The sequence below is a fragment of the Terriglobales bacterium genome (assembly GCA_035567895.1).
Classification (GTDB): Bacteria; Acidobacteriota; Terriglobia; order Terriglobales; family Acidobacteriaceae; genus Gp1-AA112.
Window position 1 is genome coordinate 76,000 of record DATMPC010000006.1, and the last position, 12,995, is coordinate 88,994.

The window sequence follows — 12,995 nt, forward strand, 5'->3', positions numbered from 1 at the left end:
CGAAGGTCACGAAGGCAACGGAAGAGGTCACGATGAGTACCGCTCCCAGGACGGCGCGGAGTCCGCATTCGATTAGTCGCGAGATCATCAGTGCCGCGATGAAGGTCCATTCTGCAGTGGGGCCAGGCTTGCTTGAAAGTGCGTATGAGGCTTTTCTTTCGTATGAGCTGCAACGCGCGGGCTTGTCAGTTCGGTCGCAGGTTGGCTTTCCGGCGGTCTACGAGGGAGTGCGTCTAGAACTCGGTTATCGAGTTGATTTGCTTGTTGAAAATCTTGTGATCGTTGAGCTCAAGTGTGTCGAAGCCATCGCTCCTGTTCACAAAGCCCAACTGCTCTCATACTTGCGCTTGAACAACAAGCCGCTCGGGCTGCTAATCAACTTCCACGTAGAACATCTGAAGGATGGCATTCGGCGTGTAGTAAACGGCTATAGCTGGAAGTGAAGCTCCCCAAAAAACCTTCGTGACCTCCTGTGTATCCTTCGTGACCTTCGTGTTCGCCGTTCCCCAGTTTGACCCAATTCCCGCCAGCACGTTAGAATTACTAGGTTTGTCTGTCCTAAGCATCCTCGTCTGAGGGTGGTCGCCTTCTGAGCGGCTGGTAGGAATCAGCAAGCAACTTCTACAAAGAAGGAAAAGCCTATGTACGCGGTGATCCGCGCCGGGGGAAGGCAGTTTCGCGTCGCACCCGGAGACGTAATCAAAGTTGACCAGAAGCCGGTTGAGAACGGTAGCGTCGAATTCACCGATGTTCTAGCCGTATCCGGCCAGCCCGGCGCCATCGTGAAGCCGCAGAGCGGCGCGCGCGTGGTTGGCAGCGTAGTCGAGGAAGGCCGCGGCGACAAAATCCTGGTCTTCCATTTCAAGCGCAAGAAGCAATATAAGAAGCTCCAGGGACATCGACAGGCCTACACCGCTGTCCGCATTACGGAAATCTCTTTCGACGGACAGAAGTTCACCGCTCCTGAATTGCCGGCATCCAAGCCGAAAAAGGAGAAGAAAGAGATGGCCAGCAAGCAGACGGAGCAAAAAGCAGGCAAGAAGGCTCGCGCCGGAGCCGAAGGCAAGGCGTCGAAGGGCAGCAAGTCGCGTTCCGGTAAGGCCGCAGCACGCGCACGCGCGAAGGCTCCGAAGAAGAAATAGTTTCGAGCCGCAAATCGTTCGCGGCAAAGATTTGAACTGAGAGAAATCAATGGCACACAAAAAAGGTTTAGGTAGTTCCAAGAACGGCCGGGACTCAAATGCGCAGCGGCTTGGAGTAAAGGCTTTCGGCGGACAGTTAGTGACGGGCGGCTCGATCATCGTGCGCCAGCGCGGCACGCGTTTGAAGCCCGGCAAGAATGTCGGTCGCGGTAAGGACGATACGCTGTTTGCCAAGGTTGACGGCGTAATTCGCTTCGTCGATCGCGGCAACATGGGCCGTTTCGTGCTCGTGGAACCGGCGGAAGCGTAGCTGCTGGCTAAAGGCTTCGTTTTTGAGCGGTCGATTTCAAAATCACAGAAGCAAGGCCCCGAGCTTCGGGGCTTTGTTGTTTCGGTGGCTGCTCGTGAAATGCCCATTTTCAGCATCTGTCATGCTGAGGCCCTCTGTTGGCCGAAGGATCTCCCGGAATGTCTCGAACTTAATTGCTGCGTCCTGGCTCTTTGGCCAAGGGTCCTCGCCGAAGAGCCGGAAATTCCATATAAGTCCGATGCATCGCCGGAGATCCTTCGGCTAATAGAGGGCCTCAGGATGACAGTTTCATAATGTTCATCGATGAAGCCAAAATTCGGGTAAAAGCCGGAGACGGCGGGAACGGCTGCATGGCCTTTCGTCGGGAGAAGTTTGTCCCGCGGGGTGGACCTTCAGGCGGCGACGGCGGACACGGTGGCGATGTCGTCATGGAATCGAGTGAGCGCCATAACACCCTCGTTCATTTCCGCTTCAATCCCGAGTACAAAGGGGAACGCGGGCGACACGGCGAGGGATCGAATCGCACGGGACAAGAAGGGGACGACGTCATCCTGAAAGTTCCCGTGGGGACGATTCTCTATGACTCCGACAGCGGCGAGCGCATTCACGATTTCTCACGTCCCGATGAGCGCTTGGTAATTGCTCGCGGCGGACGCGGCGGACGCGGCAATCAGCATTTCGCTACTCCCACTCACCAGGCTCCGCGTGAGCACGAACTCGGTCGTCCCGGCGAAGAGCGCAATTACCGGCTGGAACTGAAGCTGCTCGCCGATGTCGGTCTGGTTGGATATCCCAACGCCGGCAAGTCGACGCTGATCTCACGTATTTCGGCAGCGCGGCCGAAGATCGCGGATTACCCCTTCACCACCCTCGAGCCGAATCTCGGAGTCGTAACCACCGGGAAACCTCCGGACGACGACAGCTACGTTGTTGCCGACATTCCTGGCCTGATCGAAGGCGCGAGTTCTGGCCATGGACTGGGAACACAATTCCTGCGTCACATCGAACGCACGCGGCTCCTTTTGCACCTCATCGATGTGTCGGATGCAAGCGGGCGTCCCGATCCCGTCGAGGATTTCAAAGTCATCATGAACGAACTCGAGAGCTGGGGAGCGGGACTGGAGCAGAAGCCGATGATCGTAGTCGCCACCAAGATCGACACCGCCAATCTCGACAAGCTGGCCAAGCTCAAGCGCTTCTGTTCACGCCAAAAGCTGCCATTCATGGCGATCTCAGCCGTTACCGGTGAAGGTATCGAGAAGCTGAAATACGCGGTCGGTGAGCGCGTTAAGGAGATTCGCGCGACCCCAGATGCGAGCAGCGAGAGCCATTCTCTGCCGGCTTAGTTACGACGGTAGAGACGCAGCATGCTGCGTCTCCTCCAAGCCGATTGGGAGACCACGCAGTGTGTTGCTAGTACGGTGCATGGTGCAACACCATCCCACACCTTCAAGCTAGTACCCGGCGTCTCACTTTGGTAATCTCGTCTTCTGAACAAATTCGGCAAACGTGGACCATGTGAGAGCATCCTATAAGTGATGGCTCTAGCACTTGTGAGACGGCTTGAATTCGTGACGAGGGTAGTTCCTGAAAGGACGAAGGGAAGCGCCACTAATATGAGTTTCAATCTCCGTCGCCCACTCTTGATACTCATGTGGACAGGCATCGGACTCGGTGTCGTGGCCGGCGCCCTCTATCTTGGAAACGAACTGCGCAAGCAGCGCCTCGCCAAGCGCATGCCCTACGAGAGCTTCAGCCACGCTGGCGAAGACCGCACGTTCAACGGGACGGAATACGGCGTGGGGATTTAACCCTTGTGGCACGCCGACCTCAGCTGTGATTTGACGACAATTGCATACGAACCTAGAAAAGATACGCCTCCCCAGGTCAGAACATTTGCCGAACATCCGGTAGTGTCTCAGTTTTGAATTTATTTTTCGGAGAGTTGACCCTTGAGCAGGCGCGCGAGGTAATCTGCCATGAGGGAAACATCGATCTGCCCTTCGTCCCATTTCCTGTCTGCCGCCTTTAGCGCAGCATAATAGGGATCGCGGTTTTCTCGTATGCGTTCCGGAACGATTTTCTTACCAGGAAGAACTCGCCCCTGTTTGAGACACGTCAAGTAATAGCAGGCCGCTCTGGCTGTCCTGCCATTCCCTTCTACGAAGGGATGAATCCAGTTGAGTCTCCATAATGCATAAGCCGCCAGGCCGGTCGGATGATCGCCAATGCCTTCAACCGTCCAGTTCTCATGGATGAAGGAAAAAAACAAATCCATTACGTGTGGTACTTGTTCGTATCGAGGTGGAACGTGGTCGCTGACGTAAATGAGCTCCTCCCGAAAGCGCCCGCCAAACTGAGCTATGTTCGCTACGGCAGCGTAGTTCAATGCCCAAAGGGTGTATTTGTCGAATGCCTCAATGCCCTTTTCAAGTCCTATCTCAATGCAATTTGTGAGTAGGTCGTATTGGCGAAGCAGATTTTGCTCTTGTATTCGATTGTAGAGGTCCGGATTGTCTTTCTCGCGTACGGACATGTAGGAAATGGCCCACGGTTGGAAACGCGGGCCATTAAGCTGTCTATTTGGTTAGCAGGATGTGTTGCGATGCCTTGCGGACGCTGTCTTTTGTAATGCTCTTCGCATTGGCAGGGGCATTGCCGTAGGCGAAGCTGATCCTTTGTTCGCGCAATTCCTCTTCAGTTACCGGTGTCTTGCGCGACGCCTCCAGCAGCCCCTGCAATTCCTTGTCAACCTTGAGGCCTCCGATGAATGGTTTTCTGTCTGCCATGGTCTTGCCCCTTTCTCCCTTTGTTCGATGCCGAATTCCCCGTATGGCGTAACGAATGATACTGTTTAGCCCAATATTGTCAACGTCTTATCAAGGGTGTCTGTGGATTAACTCGGTTCAACTCTGCGAGTCACCATTTAAATTTTACGCTTAAACCGCTACAAACGGACGGTTTGTTACGCGGCGTTTGCTAGCTTTGCGGGTGCGCAATTTCGTCCGTTGGGCAAACTGCGAGGATGTAATAAATGAAACGCAGAGCCGCGGCTCAAGTAGTGCTGCTCCCCGTGCTCGGATCAGCCACGGTACTCATCCCTCGACTGACCACCTTCGGCTTCTCCCAACCTGCCAGCAACTGCCGCAAGACGAATTGCAAAATCCCGCCATGCTGGTAATACAAGATCTCCTGTGGCGTATCGATGCGCACCGTAGCTTCGAATTCTTTTACCGTGCCATCCCCTCGCTGCGCGTGGACGCTCACATGACGCCCCGACGCGAACTTCGAATCAAGTAGTTCGCGCAATCCGGTAATCGCGTACATCTCTTCGCCGTTGAGACCCAGCGCCTCCGGATCCTCTTCGGAAAGGAATTGCAGGGGAAGTATTCCCATTCCAACCAGGTTAGAGCGGTGGATGCGCTCATAGCTCTGTGCAATTACGGCATGAACTCCGAGCAGTTTTGGCCCCTTCGCGGCCCAGTCGCGTGAGGATCCCGATCCGTACTCTTTTCCGGCGAGGATGATCAGCGGCGCACCGGCGGACTGGTACTTCATCGAAGCGTCGAAGATCGAAATCACTTCATTCGTCGGAAGATAGCGGGTCACGCCTCCTTCAGTGCCGGGAGCGAGCTTGTTACGCAGGCGAACGTTAGCGAAGGTGCCGCGCACCATCACCTCGTGATTCCCGCGACGGGAACCATACGAGTTGAAGTCGTGCGGCTTTACGCCATGCTCGATCAGATACTTTCCGGCAGGGCCGTTTTGCTTAATCGATCCGGCCGGAGAGATGTGGTCTGTGGTGACACTGTCGCCCAGCCACGCGAGCACTCGGGCTCCAACGATGTCTTTGACGGGAGCGGGCTTTACCGGCATGTCGTCGAAGTATGGAGCCTTCTTAATGTAGGTCGAATCCTTCTCCCAGGCATACGTGTCCCCTTTGGGGACTCTCAGTCTCTTCCAGTGCTCATCGCCTTCGCTGATGTTCGCGTAGTTGCTGCGAAACATTTCCGAGTCGATGCACTTGCGCACGACCTCATCGACTTCCTTATGACTCGGCCAGATATCGCGTAGATAGACTTCCTTGCCCTGGCGGTCTTTCCCCAGCGGCTCGGTGAGCAGATCGTGATCGATGCGTCCTGCCAGCGCATAGGCCACCACTAGCGGCGGCGACATCAGGTAGTTGGCGCGAACCTCGGAGTTGATGCGTCCTTCAAAGTTGCGATTGCCAGACAGCACGGAGGCGACCACCAACTGATGATCCTCGATGGCCTTGGAGACGTCGGCGGGCAGCGGGCCCGAGTTGCCGATGCAGGTTGTGCATCCGTAGCCGGCGATGCTGAAGCGGAGACGGTCGAGGAACTCCATCAATCCGGCCTTCTTGTAGTACTCCGTCACCACGCGCGATCCGGGAGCAACCGAGGTCTTTACCCACGGTGGTGTCGAGAGTCCGCGCTCGACCGCTTTCTTGGCCAACAGTCCGGCAGCCATCATCACGTATGGATTTGACGTATTTGTGCAGCTCGTGATGGCAGCGATTACGACTGAGCCGTGGTCGAGATATTGGCTCACGTCCATGTGATGCTTATCCCCCACAGCTTCAGCAACGTCTTCCTTGTGGCCATTCGCGCTGTTGCCATTGCCAACGGGATTTCCGCCCTCACCTTCCCAGCGCATCACCTGACGCGCTGCGGACTTCGTTGCCGCCGGTCCGAGCAGTGACGGCAACTCGTGTTTGAAGTTCTCCGCCGTTTGCGACAGGCGAACGCGATCCTGCGGGCGGCGTGGTCCGGCGACGCTCGGCTCCACGGTTGAGAGATCAAGTTCCACCACTTCCGAATAGGTTGCGTGCGGCGAGTCTTTGGTATGGAACAGGCCCTGTTCTTTGCAGTAGGCATCAACCAGAGCTATTTGCTCGTCACTACGCCCGGTCATGCGCAGGTAGCGCAGCGTCTCCATATCGACTGGAAAGATGCCGCAGGTTGCGCCGTACTCGGGCGCCATGTTGGCGATCGTCGCGCGATCGGCTAAAGGCAGTTCGGAGAGGCCTTCGCCGAAGAACTCGACGAACTTGCCCACAACACCGGTCTTGCGAAGCATCTGCGTGACGGTCAGCACGAGATCAGTAGCCGTCGAGCCTTCCTTGAGCTTGCCTGTGAGCCTGAAGCCGACGACTTGAGGAAGCAGCATTGATACAGGCTGTCCTAACATCGCGGCCTCGGCTTCGATTCCACCCACACCCCAGCCGAGTACGCCCAAGCCGTTCACCATGGTGGTGTGGGAATCGGTGCCGACCAGCGTGTCGGGATACGCTTGCAGCGCCCCGTCGACTACTTGCGGAAAGACAACGCGAGCGAGGTACTCCAAATTGATCTGGTGCACGATGCCCATGTCCGGCGGCACGACCGAGAAGTTGTTGAATGCCGATTGACCCCAGCGGAGAAACGCATACCGCTCGCGATTGCGCTGGAATTCGAGCAGCGCATTCGTATGAAACGCGTTTGGTGTTCCGAATTCGTCGACTTGCACGGAATGGTCGATCACCAGTTCGGCAGGTTGAAGCGGATTGATCGCATTCGGATCGCCTCCCAGCTTCTTCATCGCATCGCGCATCGCTGCCAGGTCAACGACCGCAGGTACGCCAGTAAAGTCCTGCATCAGCACCCGCGCGGGTGTAAATGCGATCTCGCGCGAAGGCGCAGCCGACGCCTGCCACTGCGCCAGGAAACGAATATCGTCCTGCGTGACGGATTTTCCGTTCTCGGTCCGCAGCAGATTCTCCAGCAAGACGCGCATGCAATAGGGAAGGTGCTGCGTCGAGCCGCCCTGCTTGTCGAGCACGTTAATGCGGTAAATCTCGAATTGCCGACTGCCGACGCGCAGAGCGCTGCGCGCTCCAAATGAATTCATAAGTCACCTGACAATTAGATGTTCCTAAACCTCATTTTTCACCACGGAGACACGGAGTCACAGAGGAAGGCCGGGGTGAAACCACAAAGGGCACGAAGGATCTCCCGCGATGCGTCAGTCTTGAATGCTATATCCTGGCTCTTCGGCCAAGAATTCTGGTGAAAGAGCCAGCAAGTGGCATAGAAGCCTGAGACATTCCGGGAGATCCTTCGTCCGCCGCGGCGGGACTCAGGATGACAGGAATAAAGAGTTGCAGTTTCCATTCCGAATACTTCGTGATCCTTCGTGTCCTTCGTGGTTTCACCCGGCTGTTCTCCGTGACTCCGTGTCTCCGTGGTGAAAAGGCATCAAAACTTCCCGCCAAAAATCTGATACAGCAGCAACATGTTCAGGCTGATGATCACCGTCACCGAGGCGTAAGCGAGCACGTTTGTAGTCCGCCCATTTGCCAGTTCTCCCATGACCTTTGTGCGGCGCGTGAGCATGATCAGCGGCACAAGTGCGAACGGCAGCGCAAAACTCAATCCAACCTGTGAGAGGACCAGGATTTTCAGCGGATCCAGTTTCATGGCAATCACGACCAACGCCGGAATCATCGTAATAAACCGGCGCAGGAAGACGCTGAAACGAATGTTCAGGAAGCCTTCGATGATTACCTGACCTGCCATCGTTCCTACCGTTGAGGACGAAAGACCTGACAACAATAAAGCCAGTGCAAAGGCCATCGCCGAAACTCCACCGAGTAGTGGCGCGAGGGTCTGGTGGGCTTCTTCGATGGAGGCGACACGCTGGCCATGGGTGAAGAACACCGCAGCGGCCATTACGATCATGGCCGTATTAATCAGCCAGGCGCCGTTCATAGCGGCGAACACGTCGATGATCTCGAACTGCAGGTGTTTCAGGCGCTGCAGCCGTTGACTCGTCGGGCATCCTTCGAGCGCCTTGCGTGCGCGACCCTGCACCAACGCAGAGTGCAGATAGACCACATGCGGCATCACCGTCGCGCCGAGCATGCCGACTGCGATGTAAATGCTTTCTGACCCAATCTCCGGCACAAGAATGTGATAGCCGACCTGTGCCCAGTTTGGTTTTGCCAGGAAGATCTCAATGGCATAGCAGGCAGCGATACCAAACACGAATATCATGATGCCGACTTCGAGCTTCCTAAATCCGTATAGTTCCAGCGCGAGAATCAGGAAGACGAGAACTGCAGTGGCAAGCGCCGCCAGCATGAGCACGGTAGACTTTTCCAAGCCATGCGCCAGCATCGTAGGTCCGACGAGCAAATAAAAGCCGAGAGCAGCTCCGAGAAATTCAGCCAAGTCAGTAGCTAACGCCGCCAACTCGGCTGCGACCCACAGAAACAGAGTCATCCCGCGAGAGAAGTTGGCACGGCAGTTCTGAGGCAGGGTAAGCCCTGTGGCAATTCCAAGCTTTGCCGAGAGGTATTGAATGAGTATTGCCATGGCATTCGACCACAGCAGCACCCAGAGCAGGGAATAGCCGAATCGTGTCCCGCCCTCGATGTTGGTAGCGAAGTTGCCGGGATCGATATACGCGACGCTGGCGACGAATGCCGGTCCGAAGTAGTACCAGAGCTCTCCGCTGCGGAAGGCAGGCAAAGCCTTGAATTTAAGGCTCCAGACGTTGTTCGCCGGTGTAGACGTGCTGCTGCTCATTTCGCTGGCCACAACAGAGGAAAATCGCTGTTGATGTGGAACAAGTTAGTATAACGGGATGACCGCCTTGGAGGAGACGCAGCATGCTACGTCTCTACCTTGTTGCTTATTGCCCACTAAGCGCGTCATAGTGTTGGTATGCGTACCACTCGTATCGCCGTTGTTTTGGTCCTAATGCTCGGCGGTCTTGCTGCCGCACTGCATGCTCAATCCTTTACCAAGGACCAGGTGTCCTCAAAGCTCCGCGAGCTTTATCCGGACAACGCGGATGCGAAGAAGGAGATCGCCGAGGCACTGGCTGCAGCGGGCAAGGACCATAAACACGTCCTCCTGGTCTTTGGCGCGAATTGGTGCTTTGACTGCTTTGCCCTCGACTACCGTTTTCATCAGGCAGCGATTCAACCCGTCATCGACAAGAACTATCACGTCGTGCACGTGGACATCGGTCGCAACGACAAAAACCAGGACTTGGTGAAGAAGTACAACATTCCGATCGAGAAGGGCGTACCATCGCTCGCTGTTCTGGACAGCAAGGGACACGCTTTATACACGACCGGAGAGTTCGAGTCGGCCAGGAGCACCGATCCGCAGGTGATTGTGAAGTTTCTGGATACCTGGAAGCCGAAACAGACTTGAGGCGGAGGTTCCAGAGCCATAGCCAGCCTCTTGACTGCTAGAGTAGCTTCGCCGAAACCCTTCCCAAATTGGAACGGATAGTTCTCTGATAATTCCCTGATAATTTTTCGAATCCCAAAGGAATTGGCGTTAACTGTCTTGTCCTGAGTGGAATGGCCGGAAAATGAGTCAGATCCCTGTTAGATCCCTGCCGGGGAACGGGAATTCTTCAGGTTTTGGGCAGAATTCGAACGATTTTTCGGTTGTATTTGCACTCTTGCCTCTTATTTTCGGTGTTCCTGTCTTCTTTTCCGAGTCTTCTGAAGGTCAATCTAAAGGGCTCTGTAACAATACAAAGAAGCTGATTCAGGATTCTGACTATCCATCGTTAGGTAATCAGACAAGGAATTTCATGGACTCTCGCTTCGTCGCCTTCCTTGGCATTGCTGCGCTGCTGACCATCATCCCTGGAGCCGATACCGGTCTCGTCACAAAAAACGCAATTACTCGGGGACGCACGGCCGCATTCTTCACAACCTTTGGCATTTGTCTTGGCTGCCTATGCCACGCTACCGCCTCGGCGTTGGGACTTTCGGTTGTTCTGCGTGAATCGGCTCGCCTCTATGAGTGGGTGAAGCTGGCTGGCGCGGGATACCTTATGTACATCGGTGCTCGAGCGTTGTGGGCGGCACGTAAGCCGTTCGCTGAACAGAGCGTTGCATTCAAAGCCGAGCAAAGACGTGGCGTCTGGTTCAGCTTCATTGAAGGACTGTTCACGAACCTCCTGAATCCGAAAGTAGCGATCTTCTACCTCACCTTTTTGCCGCAGTTCATCGCGCCCGGCGAGAACGTTCTTCGCAAGTCTCTGTTCCTCGCAACCATTCACGTCCTGATGGGATTGATGTGGCTGTGCAGCTACGCGATGCTGCTGGATCGAATGAGCGCGATTCTCACGCGGCCATCGGTCAGGCGTAAATTGGAGGCATTTACTGGCGCAGTTCTGGTTGCCTTTGGCCTGCGGCTGGCGATGGAACGCAGGTGATATCCGGTATCCTGCTGGAAAATGCACTCAACATCGGTGAGAATACCTGTCAAAGCAAGACTCTTTCGAGCAGATCGACAGGTAGGCTGAACCGAGGAAAACCCACGAATGAAGACGGTATTCGTCGTAGGCGCGGGACCGGCAGGGCTCTTTGCAGCACAAAAAATCGCGCAAGCTGGTCATCAGGTTGTCATCCTTAATCGCGATATCAAACCCGGCGGCCTAGCCGAATACGGAATCTATCCCACAAAAGACAAGATGAAGGTCGGACTGCGTAAACAGTTCGCGAAGGTTCTCTCTTTGCCCAATGTCCACTACTTCGGGCACGTGTGCATAGCAGAACAGGGCTGCCTCTGCATCGATGAACTTCAGGAGTTCAATCCTTCAGCCATTGTTTTTGCCGTAGGCGCACAAGGAACCAAGAAGCTCGGCCTGGAGGGCAGTTCCGCTCGCGGCGTCTATTCCGCCAAAGACTTCGTGTATTTCTACAACCAGTTACCGCCGTTTGCGTCGCAGGACTTCTCCACGGGCAAGCGAGTCGCCGTGATCGGGATGGGGAACGTCGCCGTCGATCTCGCACACTGGTTGCTAGTCGATGCTGTGGATAAACCGGAGGAAGTCATTGTTGTCGCGCGACGCGGCCCATTCGAGGCAAAGTTCGATCAGAAAGAGTTCGCTTTTGTAGAGAAGTATCTCGACCGCGAAGCCTTCCTGCAGGAGCTGCAGCGAATTCAGCCACAACTGGCTGCAGTCGGTCAGGACATCAACAAAGTGTCTGAAGACACGTTTCCCATTCTGTCAAAGCCTGCATCTGAACGTCCCGGTCCAGGACGTCTGCTGTTTCGGTTCTTAAGCTCACCGTCTTCAATTCATACAGACGCCACGAGCCGGATTAATCGGCTTCGAGTCAGCGAGAACGTTCTCATGCAACGCGATGGCAACATGGCCTGCAAAGCTACAGAGCGCAATGCCGACCTGGAAGTAGACACGATGATCTTCGCGATCGGCGATGCCGCCGATCCGAGCGTCGGATTACCTTGCGGACCTGAAGGCTATCTCATTAATCTCGATACGAGCGATCCACTGCGCGCGGCTTATGAGGTCTATGACAAAGACCGAGACTGCGCGATGGAAGGTGTTTACGTTGTTGGCTGGGCGCGTAAAGCCAGCGAAGGACTGGTTGGCATTGCACGCCATGATGCAGAGGTTGGCGCCGTTCACGTACTTAAGTATCTGGAGAGCTTTCCCGAAAGGGAATCAGCCACTCCGGCAGAGATAAGACGATCCGTCGAGTCCAAAGGCGTTCGCGTTGTCGACAAGGCCGATCTCGAGCACCTGGCCAAAGCTGAGGAAGAGGAAGCGCGCGCCAAGGGAATCTCTTGGTTCAAGTTCTCCGAAGATGAAGCCATGTTGGCCGCTATCGACGAACAAAAAGAGCGCTCCGGCGGTGCTGTCGCGAGCGCCTCAAGCTGATGGTTGTTCCCGAAGAGGCGGTATCTGTCGACAGAAAGCGTGGCCATATCGCCGGATTTTCAATATGTTAGGCGGGCACTCGGTCTGGATGTGCGTCCAAAAGGACAGTTTCCAGCAGGGTACCCGGCATACATGACTATTCCCGTTAGTAACTTCCGCTAGCTCACAAACAGCACAATAATTTGTGTGTGAGTCGAGACCAGGCACTCTTGCTTGTAACTGTGGTGGCGATTGCCGTTGGCATATTCATGTTGCGCCAGGCCAACGGTCAATCGAACTCCGCAGAAGCAAGCGTCGCGGCACCCACTTACGCGAGCGCTCCACCACCGACGCCAGCGGCTGCGCCTCTTCCTGAAAACAGCGCAGCTGGAGCAGCGTTTGAAGCGATCCCCAAAGATCGTTCGGGCGAGGAGCAGGAGATCATCAACTACGCGAAGAACGCTCCGGTGTCGATGCTCGATTCCTCTCTTCCGCATCAATCTGCTGGCTACTGGATACCGCGAGCGGCAGGCGCATACTCCCGACTGCGTTGGGATGTAAACAACTGCGCCACACCGCGGAGACACCCCGATTCCGTTCCAGTCTGCGCGCAGGCCAACATCGAATTTACGAACGGAACCAGATTTGAAGCCCTCCTCCTCCTTGGCTCCCGTCCACTCGATTCAACAGGAGCGGTAAAGTACGTCCAGCCTTCCTTGCTCTGGGCTTTTTACAAGAAGCCGCGGGGGGCCGTGGTACCGGCGCCGCTCGGACTACTCCAGCGACTCGCGCAAGAAGCAAATTAGCCGCCCTCCCCGCCCCCAGGAGGCATTCTTTCTCACAGC

General features: G+C 55.6%; 13 protein-coding genes. 9 read left to right on the forward strand and 4 right to left on the reverse strand.

Features of this window, described 5'->3' with window-relative positions; translation table 11 throughout:
* Positions 1 to 32 precede the first annotated feature (32 nt).
* The 5 genes from VNX88_01440 to VNX88_01460 all read left to right on the forward strand — a co-directional run bounded on the left by VNX88_01440 (position 33) and on the right by VNX88_01460 (position 3,263).
* The gene (locus VNX88_01440; protein HWY67291.1) at positions 33 to 443 is read left to right on the forward strand and encodes a GxxExxY protein; all 411 of its coding nucleotides are present in this window, start codon (positions 33 to 35) and stop codon (positions 441 to 443) included.
* 198 nt (positions 444 to 641) lie between these two features.
* Complete coding sequence (gene rplU, locus VNX88_01445; GenBank protein HWY67292.1) at positions 642 to 1,142, forward strand: 50S ribosomal protein L21; 501 nt, start codon at positions 642 to 644, stop codon at positions 1,140 to 1,142.
* Positions 1,143 to 1,191: 49 nt separating this feature from the next.
* On the forward strand, positions 1,192 to 1,452 hold the full coding sequence (gene rpmA / locus VNX88_01450) for a 50S ribosomal protein L27 (protein HWY67293.1): 261 nt from the start codon (positions 1,192 to 1,194) through the stop codon (positions 1,450 to 1,452).
* A 293-nt stretch (positions 1,453 to 1,745) separates the two neighbouring features.
* Positions 1,746 to 2,798 (forward strand): GTPase ObgE, encoded by a 1,053-nt coding sequence (gene obgE, locus VNX88_01455; protein ID HWY67294.1) that lies wholly within the window; start codon positions 1,746 to 1,748, stop codon positions 2,796 to 2,798.
* A gap of 270 nt (positions 2,799 to 3,068) precedes the next feature.
* The gene (locus tag VNX88_01460; GenBank protein HWY67295.1) at positions 3,069 to 3,263 is read left to right on the forward strand and encodes a hypothetical protein; all 195 of its coding nucleotides are present in this window, start codon (positions 3,069 to 3,071) and stop codon (positions 3,261 to 3,263) included.
* A gap of 119 nt (positions 3,264 to 3,382) precedes the next feature.
* On the opposite strand, the gene VNX88_01465 is transcribed toward VNX88_01460, so the two are convergent.
* From VNX88_01465 to VNX88_01480, 4 genes are all read right to left on the reverse strand, one after another.
* The gene (locus VNX88_01465; protein ID HWY67296.1) at positions 3,383 to 3,988 is read right to left on the reverse strand and encodes a Fic family protein; all 606 of its coding nucleotides are present in this window, start codon (positions 3,986 to 3,988) and stop codon (positions 3,383 to 3,385) included.
* Positions 3,989 to 4,031: 43 nt separating this feature from the next.
* Positions 4,032 to 4,241, reverse strand: a complete 210-nt coding sequence (locus VNX88_01470) for a hypothetical protein (GenBank protein HWY67297.1) — start codon at positions 4,239 to 4,241, stop codon at positions 4,032 to 4,034.
* 265 nt (positions 4,242 to 4,506) lie between these two features.
* Complete coding sequence (gene acnA, locus VNX88_01475; GenBank protein HWY67298.1) at positions 4,507 to 7,362, reverse strand: aconitate hydratase AcnA; 2,856 nt, start codon at positions 7,360 to 7,362, stop codon at positions 4,507 to 4,509.
* Positions 7,363 to 7,709: 347 nt separating this feature from the next.
* Positions 7,710 to 9,041 (reverse strand): Nramp family divalent metal transporter, encoded by a 1,332-nt coding sequence (locus VNX88_01480; GenBank protein HWY67299.1) that lies wholly within the window; start codon positions 9,039 to 9,041, stop codon positions 7,710 to 7,712.
* 138 nt (positions 9,042 to 9,179) lie between these two features.
* On the opposite strand from VNX88_01480, the gene VNX88_01485 reads away from it, so the two are divergent.
* From VNX88_01485 to VNX88_01500, 4 genes are all read left to right on the forward strand, one after another.
* A complete protein-coding gene (locus tag VNX88_01485) occupies positions 9,180 to 9,677 on the forward strand; it encodes a thioredoxin family protein (GenBank protein ID HWY67300.1) in 498 nt (165 codons plus the stop codon).
* A 391-nt stretch (positions 9,678 to 10,068) separates the two neighbouring features.
* Positions 10,069 to 10,698: a LysE family translocator gene (locus tag VNX88_01490; protein HWY67301.1), complete on the forward strand. Its 630-nt coding sequence runs from the start codon at positions 10,069 to 10,071 to the stop codon at positions 10,696 to 10,698.
* A 108-nt stretch (positions 10,699 to 10,806) separates the two neighbouring features.
* Positions 10,807 to 12,171 carry an FAD-dependent oxidoreductase gene (locus VNX88_01495; protein HWY67302.1) on the forward strand — a complete coding sequence of 455 codons (1,365 nt, stop codon included), beginning with the start codon at positions 10,807 to 10,809 and terminating at the stop codon, positions 12,169 to 12,171.
* 188 nt (positions 12,172 to 12,359) lie between these two features.
* Positions 12,360 to 12,956 carry a hypothetical protein gene (locus tag VNX88_01500; protein ID HWY67303.1) on the forward strand — a complete coding sequence of 199 codons (597 nt, stop codon included), beginning with the start codon at positions 12,360 to 12,362 and terminating at the stop codon, positions 12,954 to 12,956.
* The last annotated feature ends 39 nt before the right edge of the window (positions 12,957 to 12,995 follow it).